The sequence below is a fragment of the Mesorhizobium sp. AR07 genome (genome assembly GCF_024746815.1).
Taxonomy (GTDB): Bacteria; Pseudomonadota; Alphaproteobacteria; order Rhizobiales; family Rhizobiaceae; genus Mesorhizobium.
Genome location: NZ_CP080528.1, coordinates 23,343 through 39,753, shown reverse-complemented (window position 1 = coordinate 39,753; position 16,411 = coordinate 23,343). Strand labels below are relative to the sequence as shown.

The following is a 16,411-nucleotide window of genomic DNA, read 5'->3' as shown; positions in this document are numbered from 1 at the left end:
CTCCGACAGCATCAAGTGCTAACGTGGCCGTTGTTTCAACGCCACCAAGGAGGGACCGTTCCGTGACGCAGATTAACACCATCGGGCTAGATTTGGCCAAGCAGGTTTTCCAAGTTCACGGCGCAGACGCCGAAGGCGCGCCGCTGTTCAACAGGCGGTTGCGCCGGGCCGAAGTGCTGCGCTTCTTCGAGAAGCAGCCAACCTGTCTCGTCGGCCTCGAGGCCTGCGGCGGGGCACATTACTGGGCGCGTGAGATCGCAGCACTCGGCCATGACGTCCGGTTGATCCCGCCGGCCTACGTCAAGCCCTTTGTCAAGCGCGGCAAGACCGATGCTGCCGACGCCGAGGCGATCAGCGAGGCGGTAACCCGCAAGACCATGCGCTTTGTGCCGATCAAGTCGGCCGAGCAACAGGCGGCGGCGATGGTGCTGAGGACGCGAGCTCTGCTGCTGCGCCAAAGAACACAAGTGATCAACGCCTTGCGCGCTCATATGTCCGAATTGGGCATCATTGCGGCTGCCGGCCCGGCGAAGGTGGCGGCATTAGCCGCGATCGTGCGTGACCCGACAGATGCTCGCCTGCCTGCGGCGGCGCGCTTCGCCCTGACGGCCCTTGTCGACCAATTAGACACTCTGAGCGAACAGGTCGAACGACTTGAGCGCGAGATCGTCACCGAGGCAAAGCATGACGAAGACATGCGCCGTCTGACCACGATCCCGGGCGTCGGCGCGATCACAGCGGCGACCGTCAAGGCGCTGGTTCCCGATCCGGACGGGTTCAGGTCGGGCCGTCACCTTGCCGCTTGGCTTGGGCTCACGCCGAGGTCGCATTCGAGCGGCGGCAAGGAGCTGTTGGGCGGCATCTCGAAGATGGGCAACACGGAGCTTCGATCTCTCCTTGTAAATGGCGCTACCTCTGTCCTGCGCCATGCCAGAAACAAAGACAGGGCACTGCCCTGGTTGACCGCGTTGCTAGCGCGTCGGCCCTTCAAGGTCGTTGCCATCGCACTTGCCAACAAGATCGCGAGGATCATCTGGGCCCTGCTAACGAAGGGCGGGACCTATCGGAAATCTGGTGGGATGGCGGTTCGTGCGGCAAACGCCTGAGGGCAGAGTACCGACACGAGCTACCGGAGAAGAGCCAGGAAGAGGCGAGGTGCATTGAGCAGACGATGATTCCACGGGACGAAATCCCGACGCGGGAGAGGCTTGCGCGACAATGTGCTTCGAGCACGTCAGATTGATCAGCCACCCGCTTCGCGGACTTCATCGAGGCCAGCGGTCATGGGCCGCGCTGAAAGGCCGGACATATGACTGCACCGTTCCCGCGTGATGAAATCGGCTAAAAAAGCCCTTGCAACGCGGGCCGTTCCACATATGTCGCGCTATACTCACTCGCTCTCAGGTCGACGGCGGGAAACGCAGGAGTGCTGTCGCTTGGCCCGACAAGGTGCTGCGGCGAGTGCTCCAGAAGCTGCCGTGCCCACTCCCATGGCAGATCCTCGTCCATAGCGTCCAACGAGAGGTCTTGCCGCGGATGCGCGTCGGTTTGCGGATATGTCCCGCTGGCCACGTCCTCATCTGCCGCTGCAAGACTGTCTGGAAGGCTGACCAGTGCGATCGTGCTATCCGGATCCGCGGGCAATGGATGGAGCCGTGTCAGGGTCTGCAGGAAAGCCCAAGTCGCCGGACTGAAGTCACCATTCTGTGGGATCATGACGCTATTTCCTGTTTCTTCGGTGATCCCTGTCGCAACTCAAATCGATCGCGCCGGCAGCAGGCAGGGTTGTAGAACAGCGCCATCAAGCTTCCAAAGGTCGTCGAAGCTCGTGCGCGATGTGGGTGTATTGGGCGGTGGGGTAGGAATCTCGGCGCCAATCCTGGGCAAGGCGCAGGTCATGCCCGTGCTGGCAAAACATGTGGTGATGAACCACGCCGGGCGCGCGTTTCGGCCCGAGCCAGCAAATAGCTCGCGGCCTGCCGGGTGAAGGGCTGGGCATTGGGGACGAAAAAGCAATCCTCGCGTATTGCCGGCCAGCGGCAGATGGCGCCGAGCTCGTCCGCGCTACACGCTGCTCGACCGAGAGGCCGCTCTTTGAATTGGGGAATCCAGATCTGCGCCTTTTCCGGGGTCCACTTGGTCACGATGCAGTGCAGGCGATCAAGGATGGCGGATGCCACCAAGCCCCATTCGCCCACCGAGCGGTTGGAGGTGATCAGGATCGATCCCCGCTCATAGCGCCGCGACACCAGCTGGAAGAACATATGTGCGGCATTGGCTTCGAACGGGAGATAGCCGAGCTCGTCGATGATCAGCAGTTTCGGCCGCGACAGGGTCGTCAATTGCTTTTCGAGTGAACCGTCGCCATGGGCCTTGGCCAGCATCGCCACGAGCGTGGCCGCCGTGACGAACTGGACGCTATAGTTCTGCCGGATCGCCTCGCTCCCGAGAGCCACCGCCAGATGTGTTTTGCCCATACCCCCAGGTCCAAGGAACAGGACCGTATCGTCATGGGCAATCCAGCGGCAGGTCGCCAGCTCCCGGATCTGGCGCTGATCCAGCGACGGCTGCGCGTCGAAGTCGAAGCCGTCCAGTTCGCGCACAAACGGGAACTGCGCGATCTTGCCTGCCATGGAGATGCGCCGCTCGTCGCGCCGCGCGATCTCGCGCGACACCAGGAAGGTCAAAGCCTCGCGCAAGGTCATCTGCGAACGCGCCGCTCCAGCAGCGTGTCGAGCTGGTCCCGGATCGCGGTCAGCTTCAGCCGGTCGAGCTGAGCCACCAACATCTCATGATCGACCGCCGTCATCACCAGCCGCCTCCCACCAGTACTTCAGCCGAGTTCATGCAGCCGCAGCATCGCTGCTACCTCTTCAGGCTAAAGCACCTCCTCTTCCTGCATCGTCCTCGACAATGCAGGAATCGCCGAAATCCAATGGTCATCCATGCTCCTGTCATAACCGAGGGGGTCAGTTTCTCAATTCCCCCGACAGCGGCGATATAGCGAGCTTCTCACGGATCCATTTGCACTCCCGGTCTTTGATCCTCACGCTAACCTCCCGATGCGCAAGTTGAGCGGTGTGCCAAACTTCGCCATGACTGATCTGGTGATCTGGATTGCGGCGAGATGTCAGCAGATGGCTCGGTGTTACACAAGCAGTGATGCCAATCGATCTGTCCAATGCATATGGGATATGGCGGTATGTCGACAGATTATGGACGGATCAGATCATTGCTATGTCAGAGGCTAATTTCGCGCCCCGCGAATTGGGTGTTATAAAGCAGACCGGCCTGAACTGTACCAGATCGAGGACGAAGCTCCCCCAAGGACGATTGATATCCAGGGCGTCGATCTTTCTGCCCTGATTGGCCTTATCGACGTGTTAGAGAACGGCAGTTAGATGGTCATGGTACCAGAGCATATCGGCCTGTTGGAGGCCGAGCTGACACATCTGGCGTTTGATTGACAGACAGGGGTTCAGGCTTGCTGTGTCGAAATGCGATTTTGAAAGAGACGATGAGATTGAGCGGATCCGCGGCCGCCTGAAATCGCTCGCCGCAGAGCAACGCGCCCCCTTGGAGGCAAGACTTGTCGAGCTCAATCAGCCGCAGGCGCTCAAAATGTTACCGATAGTGTGGATGCTCCAGACTGGGATGGCCATGGATCGCTGTCCCGGTTCGGGGGGTGGATGGCGGGCTCACCATGGCGACACGATCGGAACTGACAGCGGCGATCGTGGAGCGTTATCGAGGAGCGTGTCGAGCCGACAAGCGGCGTATTCTGGATGAGTTCGTTGCGGTGACCAGCTATCATCGCAAGCACGCGATCCGTGTTCTGAACCGTCGTGAGCAGAGGCCGTCTGCGAGCAAGAGCCACAGCCGCCAGTATGGCAGCGATGTCCGCGAGGCGCTCATCGTGTTGTGGGAGGCTTCGGAGCGGCTGTGTTCCAAACGTCTTAAACCGCTGATCCCTGGCTTGTTGCCTGCGCTTGAGCGACTCGGCCGGCTAGCACCCGATGACGTGCTCCACGACAAGCTGCTGACGGTAAGCTCGGCGACGATAGATCGGCTTTTGACTGAGGTCCGCATAGTCGCTCGCGGCGGCCAGAGCCGCCGGGCAGGAATGAGTTCGGCGGTTCGCCGCTCGGTTCCAGTGCGCACCTTCGGCGATTGGAACGATCCGCCGCCCGGCTTCGTCGAGGTCGATTTTGTGGCGCATTCCGGCACGTCTTCGTCGGGGAGCTTCGTGCAGACGATGGTGCTGACCGACATTGCCACGGGCTGGACCGAATGCATTCCGGTCCGTACGCGCGACAGCGGCAACGTGATCATGGCAATCAAGCAGGCGCGCTCCCTGTTTCCCTTTCCGCTGCGGGGTGTCGACTTCGACAACGACAGCGCATTCATGAACGCGTTGGTCGTTTCCTGGTGCCGCAGCGAAGATCTGGAGGTGACACGCTGTCGCGCTTTATCGAAAGAACGATCAAGCGCATGTCCGACAGGCGCGAGCCGGGCGCACCGCCGACCGCGAAGCCGATGGCCAGCTGGCTTTCGCCGAGGCGGGACGTGCGTCTCGCTTTCGGCCGTGCCGTTTCCGGCAACCGCTCGGTGAAGATCCGCCGCTGGCGTCGTGGATCGGCGCATCGAAACCGTCGTGCGTGAAGCTGGATTTCGACAATCCTACCCTGCCATGGCAGATCGCTCAACCGGCGCATGTAGTGACTGTGAACGCGGCGGGTTCGGTGACCGCAACATGGACAGCACGAGTCCATCGCCTTCGGTCGGGCCACAAGCACCACCCTCTCGGCCTGCGGCAGAATTTGGACAATCGAAAGCTCGGGTGAAATCAGCGACCGGAAGGCATGGAGCACGGGCAAATCACGGCGTCGACTGCGATTCCGCCTCTATGAACTTATTCGCACCGTCCGAATCCCGCAACCTGCACCAAATATGCGGAAGAACCTCAGTTTGTCGGTCGAAAGGAGGTGAATTATGAGGGGCATTGACGAGCGTGGCAAGGCGCCCATGGCGATATTTAGCGCGATCGAAGGTGATATCACGGATGATTCTCCCACCATACCGGCTGTTGGGGTTGAAGGACCCGGACAATCATCCCGTTCTGTTGTAGCGCACACACGCTCTAAGCCTCAAGCGTCAAGCGTTTCCTCCTCTCGCCGCATGCGGCACACCAGTGTCCTTGATTTGCAGCAGGAGCTATTCGGTCGGATTGCTGAGCGGCTCAGCCCGACCGATCTTCTGAGCATGTCGCAGACACATCCACAGATGAGCGAGGCCATTACGGGAATCGCGACGCTTCGAGAAAGGCGTAAAAGGGCTAGCCGGGTTCAGGCTATCTGGAACAGGTTGACGCAAGACCGCCCTGGCGTCGAGAATCGCCTTGCCCCGCTTCTGCATGGCGACGTGATCCAATCACTCGCGCCCAACTTCAATTACCTCACCTGGGCGCAGCAGGAGAACCTCGTCGCGCTAGCCGGGGAATCGCGGGGAAATCGAAGACATGACAAACCTGCCCATCGCTCACTTCAAATTGAATGATAAAGGCAACGGATTCGAGGCGCCGTAGCCTGCATCAACCATGCGCTTAATGAGCGGACAGCAATGTCTATCAAGGGAAGAGGTCATTGTAATTATAGCGTGGCTCAACGCAGTCTACGACGACACGAGCTCGATCCGGCATACGCTCCATGAGATAGCGCGTGGCTGTTTCGCGGGGGCTGGGTGCACGATCGAGGATGCGGATAAGTTCTACTCGGATGTCTGTCAAAAGGCGGCGGAAAAGTTTTATGGTGGCAGGAATGTCCGGAGGCCGGATACCAGACGCTACTAGCTTCGGAGACTACGAAAAGTCCACGTTCAAAGGAGAGTGGTTTGAAACTCAATTCGATCGACCAATTCAGCATGGCTGCTTCGATGCAGGAGTACGCTGCCGTTCAAGAACAGCACCCAGGCACCTTGCAACTCATTCCGCCTGATGCGACGCCCGCAGATGACCATGGAGGGCACCCTGACATCGGCGGGTCGATGCGGATGCCGCCGCGATCCGGCCTGCGTAGCAGAGACGGTTCACTGTGGTCGCGCGTTAAGTCAGCAGTTAGGAAAGCGGTTGGAGAATGTTGCGTCGGAAAGCCTTCTAGCGGATCGGCGCAGGCGTCTGGCAAGGCGTCCTCGTCAGTTCTCCGCTCAGATGACATCGGATATCTCGTTGGCCCGTTATGGGACCACCACCACTGGGACAATGGCGGCCAATTAATGCCGCGTGAAATCATTCGTGAATTGGGAAAACTCGGGTTCCTACCGGGCCAGCGCAACCAAGAGCAGCCGGCACACTTCGAGATTAACGGTGAGCACTACACGGCCGAGGTGAAGCTAACACCGAATTCCAACGTGGTGTTTGGCCAATCCAGAGAAGTTTATCTTATCCATCACCCGCCGCGGACCGCGACGCCAAGCGCCTGATCGCTCGGCTGAAGTTCGCAGCCCTCCGGCAGTCGGCCTGCGTCGAGGATCTCGATTTGCGCACCGCGCGCGGCATTGACCGCGCCGTTATGGCCCATCTGATCGACGGCAGCTGGATCCAGCGCCACGAGAACCTGCTCATCACCGGTCCGACCGGCCTCGGCAAAAGCTGGATCGCCTGCGCGCTCGGCCACAAGGCCTGCCGCGATGGCCGCTCCGCCGCCTACCATCGCATGCCGCGCCTGTTCGAGGCGCTCGCCATCGCCAGGGGCGACGGGCGGCATGCCCGCATGCTCAGGCCATCGCCCGCGTGGAGGTGCTGATCCTGGACGACTGGGGGCTATCGGTCCTGACCGCCACGGAACGACGCGACCTGCTGGAAATCCTCGAAGATCGCCGTGAACGCGGCTCGACTATTGTCACCAGCCAGTTGCCCGTCGATCACTGGCACGAAGCCATCGGCGAACCGAGCAACGCAGGATACCCCTGTTGTTGATCGGTTGGTGTCTCATGTCACGGTAGTTGACCGTCGACATGCGCTCTGTGGACAGCGGTTTGAGGTGGCATCACTTCGGTCTGGGCGCGGACCTGCCTTTATTGTCATCCGCCTTCCGGATGGACGGTCACGCAATATCCGCCGGTCAGTGACGGATTTGTCGCCTGCTAGCGATGATGATCGTGAACATCGTAGCGCGGCGGGAAAGTTAATATCCGTTCGGACTTTGCTTCCTTTAGTGTATTATGCGCGAATCACCTTTAGTAACTCAATGGCGAGTTGCGATGGTTGCTCATGCTTTGGCGCATCGGATTGCCGTGTCTCTACCGGAGACCAGTGTTCCACTGGTAAGGATCAAGCCAGATACGCCCAGCCTTTGGAACAATCTCCCACCGGTATCTCAGCACCAAGTCGCGCAGATGCTCGCGACTCTGATCCGCCGGATGCCGCCGAACGCGCCAGCGGCGAGGGAGCGGTTTGATGTTGGCTATTCCGAGCAGTCCTGACGAGCGGCTCACGGCCGTCCGACGTTCAAAGTTCGCTTACGTGTATGTGCGCCAATCCTCAATAAACCAGGTGCGCCACCACCAGGAAAGCACCGAACTTCAGTACAGTTTGGTGGACCGCGGCGTTAGATTGGGCTGGCCGCCGGATCGTGTCGTCGTCATCGACGAGGATCTTGGAAAATCGGGAAACGGCCAAGTCGAGCGTGGCGGCTTCCAACGGCTCATCGCCGAGATCGGGCTCGGCAACGCGGGCCTGGTGGTCAGCCTCGATGCATCTCGATTGGCGCGCAACAACCGGGATTGGCATCAACTCCTCGAGTTGTGTTCATTGTTCGGCGTTATCATCGCCGATGGCGAGCGCCTCTACGAACACACATCTTGATGCCCCAATTAGATTTGGGGATGATCAACGGATAACAGTTACCGATCCGACGCACCCACTTTATGGGCGCGATTTCATTTTGGCGGGCAGACCGAGCGGCGCCGACCCTTATCGTCAGCTTCTTGTCGTTTACCGCGATGATGTTTTCCTGAAGGTTCCGATCTCGGCCACCAATCTGTATCCATCGGCACCAGATCTGCCGTCAGCCAAGCTTTCAACTACGAGCGTTCGCGATTTTATTCGCCTTGTCTTCTCTGCAAAGGCGCAGGCGCCGCAAAGTTCCATGATAGCCTGACGTCAGAAACCGAATCACCCCTATCGGAACCGCATGGTTCTCTGGAGGGCGAGCCATGATGTCGGATCTGATAACGACCCAGCATTTGTGCCGAAAAGCCGTGATTTATATCCGGCAATCGACGCCACATCAGATGGTCAACAACCAGGAAAGCCTGCGGTTGCAATATGCATTGCATCAGCGTGCGGGGGATCTCGGCTGGGACGACAACAATATCGAAGTGATCGATGTGGACCTTGGTCAGAGCGGAGCGGCGGCGGCTCACCGTGCCGGCTTCAAAGATCTCCTTGGACGCGTCACATTGGGTGAAGTTGGCATCGTTCTCTCGTATGAAGTGACACGGCTTGCCCGCAATTGTTCCGATTGGTACCCACTCCTCGATTTATGCGGCTATCGGCAATGCCTCATCGGCGACCGCGACGGCATTTACGACCCGGGCTCGGCCAACGGGCGCCTCTTGCTTGGCCTGAAGAGGACGGTGACATGATGCAGTACCTCGTGATCTCATTGAAAAGGCAGGGTTTCTTGGCGAGCATCGGCTGATACTGGGCGACCTTTCGCGATCGCCTGGCGGATTGCCGGCTGGGCGAGATCATCCTCGCGGATGACATAGGGGGCACTGGCGCATACCTGCCTTGCCGGCAGCAGTCCATCCCGGATCAGGCGAATAACGGTCATGTTGCTGACGCCGAGGCGGCTTGCAGCTTCGCGCAGGACAAGCTCATGGCGCTCTGCACGTTCGCCCTCCCGGTAGACCGGGATTTGATGCGCACCGCGGAAATTGCGCACGCGCAGTTGCGTCCAGGTCCCCTGGCCGAGCGTATGCCGAGCCGGTTGAGGACGGGGGCGATGCTGTGATCCGGCAAAAGGCGGGCGAGTTCGCGCATCAGTTGTTCGGTCGCCACATCAGTCTTGTAGCGGTTTTGGCCAGACCGGTTCTTCACCACGTCGAGCCGCGTGTGATCGCCGCCGTGCCAGTGTAGCACGAGGTGGAGCCGACCGGTCTCGGCTGTAACAATGATCTCCTTCAGCACGGTGCGCAAAATCCGCTTGCGCGTCTCGACGGACGCGGCGGGATGGTTCCACAGCGCAGGCATGTCGTCTGCGAGCGCTATAAGCATCGTGCGTTCGTCCTCGCTTAGGGCGCTCGGCTGCTCGCTGCGCAAGCTCCGGACCTGATCCTCAAGCCGGGCGACCGCCGCCAGACAGTCATTCCATCGCCGTTCGAGCTCGCCGGCGACAAGGCGGTTATCTGGATCAACGGCGTCGTATTGGCGGCGTGCATGCGCCGCCTCATAGCGGGCCTGGTCCAGGGCGAGCTCGCTTTGCCGCAGCCGTTCGTTGCCGGCCTGCTTGCGATCGGAAATCAATTGCAACGCCGCCTCAAGTGCCAGCGGTGCAATTGCCCGCAGCACTTCCGCTGACACCGCCGCATCGATGCGCATGTTGCTGAAGACGGTACACCGTTTCTCGGTCGACGGGTCAACATGGGTACCGCAGACATAGCGCGCATCGCGGCGTGAATGGTGCAGCACCTTGAGCTTGCGGCCGCAGCAGCCGCAGCGCAGCAAGCCGACGAGAAGTCCACTGCCATTGCGCACCGCGCCCGCGACCATCGTTCCCTTCATGTTCGCATTGTTGGCAATCATCGTCTGGTTGCGATCATACTCGGTCCAGGAGATATAGCCATCATGGTGATCGCGGATCACAACCGCCCAGTCCTCACGCCGGCGCGCGACACCGTGGGTGACGACTTTGCGGCCATCTTGGACGCGCGTGCGCGTGGCGGTGCGGCCAAAGACATAGGCACCAGCATAGACCGGATTGGTCAGCAGCCGATGGACGGCGTGGTAGCGCGGCGCCCCCCACCGCACTGTCCACCCCTGAGGACCATGGACAGCGGTCGGCAGGTCGATCCCCTCCTGGCCCAGCCACAGGACGAGCTGGCGTACGCTGCCGATCTCACGAAATTTGTGGAACACCAGCGACAGCGCTTCGCGGATGCGCCGGTCAGGGTCTTGTTCCAGACGATCGTCAGCGCCCCGCCGGTAGCCGATCGCCACCGTCGTGTGCAGTTCGCCGCGCGCCGCTTTCAGGCGCAATGCCTCTTGCGAGCGCTGCCGCAGCGTCGACAGCTCAAGTTCGCTGAAAGTGCCTTTCATGCCGAGCAGCAAGCGATCGTTGACAAGCCGGGAATCGTACGAGCACACATCTTAATGCCCCAATTAGATTTGGAGATGATCAGCGCATAACAGTTACTGATCCGGCACACCCTCTTTATGGGCGCGATTTCATTTTAGCGGCAGGACCGAGCGGCGCCGGCGCCTATCGTCAGCTTCTTGTCGTTTACCGCGATGATGTTCTCCTGAAGATTCCGATCTCGGCCACCAATCTGTATCCATCGGCACCAGATTCGCCGTCAGCCAAGCTTTCGACTGCGAGCGTTCGCGATTTTATTCGCCTGGTCAGTTGCGCAAAGGCGCAGGCGCCGCGAAGTTCCGGCGATATGGCTGAGCATGATAGCCTGACGTCAGAAACCGAATCACCCCGATCGGAACCGCATGGTTCTCTGGAGGGCGAGCCATGATGTCGGATCTGATAACAACCCAGCATTTGTGCCGAAAAGCCGTGATTTACATCCGGCAATCGACACCACATCAGATGGTCAACAACCAGGAAAGCCTGCGGCTGCAGTATGCATTGCATCAGCGTGCGGGGGATCTCGGCTGGGACGACACCAATATCGAAGTGATCGACGCGGACCTTGGCCAGAGTGGAGCTGCGGCGGCTCACCGTGCCGGCTTCAAAGATCTCCTTGGACGCGTCACATTGGGTGAAGTTGGCATCGTTCTCTCGTATGAAGTGACACGGCTTGCCCGCAATTGTTCCGATTGGTACCCACTCCTCGATTTATGCGGCTATCGGCAATGCCTCATCGGCGACCGCGACGGAATTTACGACCCGGGCTCGGCCAACGGGCGCCTGTTGCTTGGCCTGAAGGGTACGATCTCGGAAGTGGAATTGCACACGCTTCGTGGCCGCCTGACGGCTGGTCTGCTCAGCAAGGCTGAACGGGGTGAGTTGGCTTTGCTGTTACCAGCCGGGTTGGAGCGGGATACCAATGGTGTCGTGATGAAGGATTCAAACCAGGAAGTGCAGGACCGGATTGCCCTGATATTCTCTGCATTTTGGGAGTTGGGCACCGTCGGAAAAGTGATCCGTTCCTTGCGGGATCGTGCGCTCACCATACCGCGGCGAAATCGATTTGGCGACGTTGTCTGGCGCGTCCCAACTGCCAACATGCTTGCCGGGATGTTGAAGAACCCGGCCTATGCCGGCGCCTTCGTCTATGGCCGCACCCAGTCCTGTCACGCCAGGTATGCGAGTGGTAAAATCATCTCGCGACGCCGGCCAATGGCAGAGTGGAAAATCGTAGTTAAAGACCGTTATCCTGCTTATTGCGATTGGGAGCGTTACGAGCGGATCCAGACCATGCTGAGCGACAATCACGCTGAATACCGACGAAACCAGACACGCGGTGCGCCGCGTGATGGCGCGGCGGTGTTGCAAGGCATTGTCTGGTGCGGGCGATGCGGCCATAAAATGGGCGTCGAATACAAGAACGGCAATCGTTACGTCTGCAACTTCCTGGCACGCAGCCAGGGCGGAGCCTTATGCCAGCATTTGCCAGCCGATCCCATCGACGCCCGCGTCGTTGAGGCCCTCTTCGCGGCGGCCAGTCCGGCCGAGTTGGCCGAGTTGATGCACGCCAAAGATGCTCGTCAGCAGGCAGACGAGGCTTTTGAGCGCGCTGAAGAGCAGCAGATCAAGCGGCTGCGTTATCAAGCGCTGCTCGCAGAACGGCAATACAATCGGGTTGACCCTGACAATCGCCTGATTGCGGCCGAGTTGGAGCGCCGTTGGGAGGGGGCTCTGCGTGAGCTTCGTCAAGCGGAGGATGCACTTGAGCGCCGTCGCGCAATGCAAAGTCAATCTGATGATCTGACGCCGACAGAACAGAATGATTTTATCGCTGCCGGTTCGCAACTTCCCGAATTTTGGCAGAGACCTGACATAGAGTGGGGACGCAAGAAAGCCTTACTACGCAGCCTGATCGACAAAGTGATCCTGCAACGGGTGGTCCGAGATCGGATTACGATCCGCATCGTTTGGCGAGGCGGTGAAGTTACCGAACGCGAGGTCGAGCCGAGGGTGCATGCCTTGAGCGCCCTGTCTCGCGGCGCCGAGATGGAGGTCCGGCTGCTCGAACTGGCTCATCAAGGGGACGACGACGCGGCGATAGCGGCCAAACTGACTAAGGAAGGCTTCCGCTCACCGCGCCGCAGCTACGTTCCTGTGCGCACAGTCCAGATCGTCCGACAACGCCATCGCGTATTGAGGCAGTCTACACCAGCCCGCTCTCACCACATTCCCGGGTGGCTAACGGTGTCTGAACTAGCGATGGCAGCGGACGTTTCTCGCTCCTGGATCCGGCATCGAATCCGCAATGGCGTGATCAGTGTCCGCCAAAACGCCCTTCACAAACGCGTTCTGTTTCCAGATGCCGCTGCAACAATCGCCGCAATACAAGAGCTCAAATCCGGCGTGCGGCAACACCTCGACTTTAACCCACCTGCTACCGAATAAGGGTATCAACATGATAGATCGTAGATCCCGTCCTCATCGATGATCAGGCTGCCCACAAGGGCACAGAACTCCAAGAGGGTGTGCCAGTCGCGCCCGTTGCGGGCCAGGCGCGAGGCTTCGAGGGCAAAGACCGCGCCGGCGCCGCCGCTGCCGATCGCCGCCAGGAGGCGTTCGAAACCCGGTCGCGCCGTCCCGCCGCCCGAGCGGCCGAGATCATCGTCAATGACGACCACATTCTCCCAGCCCAAGGCGCGGGCGCGCGTCTTCAAGGCGTACTGGCGTCGTCGGCTCTCGGGGTTGTTGGCAAGCTGGTCCGGGGTGGACTGACGAACATGGACATAGGCGCTGCGCGCCAGGTGATCGGCAGTGATTTTAGTCATCGTCCGTCTCCTCCGATATTCTGACCGGGGCGAGGCGATCGCTTAGGAGAGCTTTGAGCAGGCTCACGATCTCCGCGCGCCTCACTGGATCGAACAGCCGGGGCACGACATCGTCGGCCGCCAACATGAGAAGATCGAGTTGCCGCTTTTGGGCATGCTGTTGCATCATCGTCTCCATCGTTGCGAATCGCTTCAAGCGATGGCGACAAGGATACGCCCTGCGCGTCGACGAGCTGGCGCAGCTCTCGCAGGCAGGCGAAGGAAAGCCGCGGCGTGGCCATCACGGGCGGCGTCGCCGCGTTGTTCTCGGTCATCCATGCAGGCAGCAGGAGCCGGCCGCCGCCTGGCAGCTCGACGACGAAGTGGGCGTGACCGGCGTAAAGGAGACGCCGCACGACCGTGAGGCGCTCGCCGGCCTGCGGGTGATGCGGATATTGGACAACGACTTCAAGCGGCTGTTGCTGGGCAGTATGTCGCGGGTTCGAAGGGCACCATCTCGGAAGTGGAATTGCACACGCTTCGTGGCCGCCTGACGGCTGGTTTGCTCAGCAAGGCTGAACGGGGTGAGTTGGCGTTGCTGTTACCAGCCGGGTTGGAGCGGGACGCCAACGGTGTCGTGATGAAGGATTCAAACCAGGAAGTGCAGGACCGGATTGCCCTGATATTCTCTGCATTCTGGGAGTTGGGCACCGTAGGAAAAGTGATCCGTTCCTTGCGGGATCGTGCGCTCGCCATACCGCGGCGAAATCGATTTGGCGACGTTATCTGGCGCGTGCCAACGGCCAGCATGCTTGCCGCGATGTTGAAGAACCCGGCCTATGCCGGCGCCTTCGTCTATGGCCGCAGTCAGTCCTGTCACGCCAGGTATGCGAGTGGTAAAATCATCTCGCGACGCCGGCCAATGGCAGAGTGGAAAATCGTAGTTAAAGACCGTTATCCTGCTTATTGCGATTGGGAGCGTTACGAGCGGATCCAGACCATGCTGAGCGACAATCACGCTGAATACCGACGAAACCAGACACGCGGTGCGCCGCGTGATGGCGCGGCGGTGTTGCAAGGCATTGTCTGGTGCGGGCGATGCGGCCATAAAATGGGCGTTGAATACAAGAACGGCAACCGTTACGTCTGCAACTTCCTGGCACGCAGCCAGGGCGGAGCCTTATGCCAGCATTTGCCAGCCGATCCCATCGACGCCCGCGTCGTTGAGGCCCTCTTCGCGGCGGCCAGTCCGGCTGAGTTGGCCGAGTTGATGCACGCCAAAGATGCTCGTCAGCAGGCAGACGAGGCTTTTGAGCGCGCGGAAGAGCAGCAGATCAAACGCCTGCGCTACCAAGCGCTGCTCGCAGAACGGCAATACATCGGGTTGACCCAGACAATCGCCTGATCGCGGCCGAGTTGGAGCGCCGTTGGGAGGGGGCTCCGCGTGAGCTTCGTCAAGCGGAGGATGCACTTGAGCGCCGTCGCGCAATGCAAAGCCAATCTGATGATCTGACGCCGACAGAACAGAATGATTTTGTCGCTGCCGGTTCGCAACTTCCCGAATTTTGGCAGAGACCTGACATAGAGTGGGGACGCAAGAAAGCCTTGCTACGCAGGCTGATCGACAAAGTGATCCTGCAACGGGTGGTCCGAGATCGGATTACGATCCGCATCGTTTGGCGAGGCGGTGAAGTCACCGAACGCGAGGTCGAGCCGAGAGTTCATGCCTTGAGCGCCCTGTCTCGCGGCGCCGAGATGGAGGTCCGGCTGCTCGAGCTGGCGAGCTATGCTGCAATTTGGGTGACGAGGCTGATCAAGCGGCGCTCTGCGGCTTCAGTTCAATGACCTCGATTCCATCCTGGAACGTTGCACCTGCGATGAGTTTAGGCAACTGATTTTGTCCTTTCAGTCGTCGCCACGTCCTGGCCGCGGCCATGACCAGCTTGAAGACCATCAGCCTGGCGGTTTTCGAGGAGAGTGAGCCCTTGGTACGCACCGTGCGATGGCGAACGGTCGCAAAGACGCTCTCGATGGGATTGGACGTTCGCAGATGATCCCAATGTTCGGCGGGGAAATCGTAGAACGCCAGCAAGGCATTCTGATCTTTGGTCAGGCAGTCGACCGCCTTGCCGTATTTCGCATCATATTTCTCGACAAAGACGGCAATCGCCGTCTCGGCTGAGGCTCGGTTCGGGGCGGAAAAGATTTCGCGCAAGTCCGTCTTCATGGCGGCCTGCACCGATTTCGGCACCTTGTTGAGCACGTTGGCTGTCTTGTGCACTCAGCATCGCTGGTGCTTGGTGCCGGGAAGGAGCTCATCGAGCGCTTTCCAGAAGCCAAGCGCGCCGTCGCCGACGGCAAGATCGGGCGCGATCTGCAGGCCACGACGCTTGACGTCGACCAGCAGCTCGCGCCAGCTCTGTGCGCTCTCACGAATGCCGGTCTGGAAGCCGAGCAGCTCTTTCTTGCCCTCGGGCGTGGCGCCGATCAGGACCAGCATGCATTCGGCATGATCTTCCATCCGGGCCTGCAGGTAGACCCCGTCCGCCCACACATACACATAGCGGCGCGCCGAAAGATCGCGCTTTTGCCAACGATCGTATTCGATGCCCCACTCCGCCGTCAGTCGCGTGATCACCGAGGGTGAGAGGTTCGGCGCCTCCTTGCCCAACAGAGCTGCCAGAGCTTCCTGAAAGTCGCCCGTCGAAATGCCGCGCAGATAGAGAACGGGAAGAAGCGCATCCAGACTTCGTGTCCGACGCGCCCATTTCGGCAGGATCGATGAGGAAAAACGGATGCGCTCCGCTTCACCGTTCGCGCCGCGATCCCGGACCTTCACCCGGCTGACGGGCACCGCCCCGATCCCCGTCTGGATGCTCCGCTCCGGCCCGTGACCGTGCCGGACCAGCCGGTCACGTCCGTCCGGAAGCTTGAGATCCCGCATCTCGGCAAGAAACGCTTCGGCCTCCATCTCGATCGCCTGCGCCAGCAATTTGCGCGCGCCGGTGCGAAGCACATCCGTCAGGGGATCATCGATTTCGTCGGGCTGACGAAGGCGAACAATGTTGATAGTCTCGTTCATGGCGTATCGCTCTCCTTGAGAGGTTCTGGCAGGCTTCATCACCCGCCTCGATACGCCGCCCTTCTCAAACCGTCATCACCCAGTTTCAGCCATAGCTCCCGAGCTGGCTCATCAAGGGCTCAACGACACGGAAATAGCGGCCACACTGACTAAGGAAGGCTTCCGCT

13 protein-coding genes and 5 pseudogenes are annotated in these 16,411 nt (G+C 60.2%); 11 read left to right on the top strand and 7 right to left on the bottom strand.

The window, feature by feature from the left end:
* The first annotated feature begins 62 nt into the window (after positions 1-62).
* The gene (locus tag BPNPMPFG_RS36350; RefSeq protein ID WP_258598664.1) at positions 63-1,106 is read left to right on the top strand and encodes an IS110 family RNA-guided transposase; all 1,044 of its coding nucleotides are present in this window, start codon (positions 63-65) and stop codon (positions 1,104-1,106) included.
* Positions 1,107-2,153: 1,047 nt separating this feature from the next.
* Here BPNPMPFG_RS36350 and istB read toward each other — a convergent pair.
* Positions 2,154-2,809: pseudogene (gene istB, locus BPNPMPFG_RS36345) on the bottom strand (IS21-like element helper ATPase IstB); the annotation flags it as partial.
* Between the two features lie 1,594 nt (positions 2,810-4,403).
* Positions 4,404-4,772, bottom strand: coding sequence for a transposase family protein (locus BPNPMPFG_RS43340; protein ID WP_413776954.1), 369 nt, complete (start codon positions 4,770-4,772; stop codon positions 4,404-4,406).
* A gap of 220 nt (positions 4,773-4,992) precedes the next feature.
* Here BPNPMPFG_RS43340 and BPNPMPFG_RS36335 point away from each other — a divergent pair, with 220 nt between their 5' ends.
* From BPNPMPFG_RS36335 to BPNPMPFG_RS36305, 7 genes and pseudogenes are all read left to right on the top strand, one after another.
* Complete coding sequence (locus BPNPMPFG_RS36335) at positions 4,993-5,556, top strand: hypothetical protein (RefSeq protein WP_258599147.1); 564 nt, start codon at positions 4,993-4,995, stop codon at positions 5,554-5,556.
* A pseudogene (locus BPNPMPFG_RS43335) lies at positions 5,513-5,848 on the top strand (XopAG/AvrGf1 family type III secretion system effector); the annotation flags it as partial. The gene BPNPMPFG_RS36335 and the pseudogene BPNPMPFG_RS43335, both read left to right, overlap by 44 nt.
* Before the next feature lie 41 nt (positions 5,849-5,889).
* The gene (locus BPNPMPFG_RS36325) at positions 5,890-6,477 is read left to right on the top strand and encodes a hypothetical protein (protein WP_183455356.1); all 588 of its coding nucleotides are present in this window, start codon (positions 5,890-5,892) and stop codon (positions 6,475-6,477) included.
* A pseudogene (locus tag BPNPMPFG_RS36320) lies at positions 6,450-6,955 on the top strand (ATP-binding protein); the annotation flags it as partial. The gene BPNPMPFG_RS36325 and the pseudogene BPNPMPFG_RS36320, both read left to right, overlap by 28 nt.
* 498 nt (positions 6,956-7,453) lie before the next feature.
* Positions 7,454-7,861, top strand: a complete 408-nt coding sequence (locus BPNPMPFG_RS36315) for a recombinase family protein (protein WP_258598662.1) — start codon at positions 7,454-7,456, stop codon at positions 7,859-7,861.
* Between the two features lie 79 nt (positions 7,862-7,940).
* Entirely contained in the window at positions 7,941-8,156 is a 216-nt protein-coding gene (locus tag BPNPMPFG_RS36310) for a hypothetical protein (protein ID WP_258598661.1), read from the top strand.
* A gap of 55 nt (positions 8,157-8,211) precedes the next feature.
* Positions 8,212-8,640: pseudogene (locus BPNPMPFG_RS36305) on the top strand (recombinase family protein); the annotation flags it as partial.
* Positions 8,641-8,660: 20 nt separating this feature from the next.
* On the opposite strand, the gene BPNPMPFG_RS36300 reads toward BPNPMPFG_RS36305, so the two are convergent.
* Both BPNPMPFG_RS36300 and BPNPMPFG_RS36295 read right to left on the bottom strand, forming a co-directional pair.
* Positions 8,661-8,834, bottom strand: a complete 174-nt coding sequence (locus BPNPMPFG_RS36300; protein ID WP_258598659.1) for a hypothetical protein — start codon at positions 8,832-8,834, stop codon at positions 8,661-8,663.
* Entirely contained in the window at positions 8,831-10,330 is a 1,500-nt protein-coding gene (locus BPNPMPFG_RS36295) for a recombinase family protein (RefSeq protein WP_258598658.1), read from the bottom strand. Before BPNPMPFG_RS36295 ends, BPNPMPFG_RS36300 begins: the two co-directional genes overlap by 4 nt.
* A 409-nt stretch (positions 10,331-10,739) precedes the next feature.
* Here BPNPMPFG_RS36295 and BPNPMPFG_RS36290 point away from each other — a divergent pair, with 409 nt between their 5' ends.
* On the top strand, positions 10,740-12,803 hold the full coding sequence (locus BPNPMPFG_RS36290; RefSeq protein WP_258593427.1) for a recombinase family protein: 2,064 nt from the start codon (positions 10,740-10,742) through the stop codon (positions 12,801-12,803).
* A gap of 5 nt (positions 12,804-12,808) precedes the next feature.
* Here the strand turns inward: BPNPMPFG_RS36290 and BPNPMPFG_RS36285 are convergent, their stop codons facing one another.
* Positions 12,809-13,183, bottom strand: coding sequence for a recombinase family protein (locus tag BPNPMPFG_RS36285; protein WP_319946046.1), 375 nt, complete (start codon positions 13,181-13,183; stop codon positions 12,809-12,811).
* Positions 13,180-13,578 carry a hypothetical protein gene (locus BPNPMPFG_RS43650; RefSeq protein ID WP_495885013.1) on the bottom strand — a complete coding sequence of 133 codons (399 nt, stop codon included), beginning with the start codon at positions 13,576-13,578 and terminating at the stop codon, positions 13,180-13,182. The genes BPNPMPFG_RS36285 and BPNPMPFG_RS43650 overlap by 4 nt, the downstream gene beginning before the upstream one ends.
* 113 nt (positions 13,579-13,691) lie before the next feature.
* Between BPNPMPFG_RS43650 and BPNPMPFG_RS36275 the strand changes: the two genes are divergently transcribed.
* Both BPNPMPFG_RS36275 and BPNPMPFG_RS36270 read left to right on the top strand, forming a co-directional pair.
* Positions 13,692-14,567, top strand: a complete 876-nt coding sequence (locus tag BPNPMPFG_RS36275; RefSeq protein ID WP_258598656.1) for a recombinase family protein — start codon at positions 13,692-13,694, stop codon at positions 14,565-14,567.
* Positions 14,568-14,650: 83 nt separating this feature from the next.
* On the top strand, positions 14,651-15,007 hold the full coding sequence (locus tag BPNPMPFG_RS36270; protein WP_258598655.1) for a hypothetical protein: 357 nt from the start codon (positions 14,651-14,653) through the stop codon (positions 15,005-15,007).
* On the opposite strand, the pseudogene BPNPMPFG_RS36265 reads toward BPNPMPFG_RS36270, so the two are convergent.
* Positions 14,976-16,244 (bottom strand): annotated as a pseudogene (locus BPNPMPFG_RS36265) (IS256 family transposase). The gene BPNPMPFG_RS36270 and the pseudogene BPNPMPFG_RS36265 sit on opposite strands and share 32 nt — an antisense overlap.
* Positions 16,245-16,411: the final 167 nt, after the last annotated feature.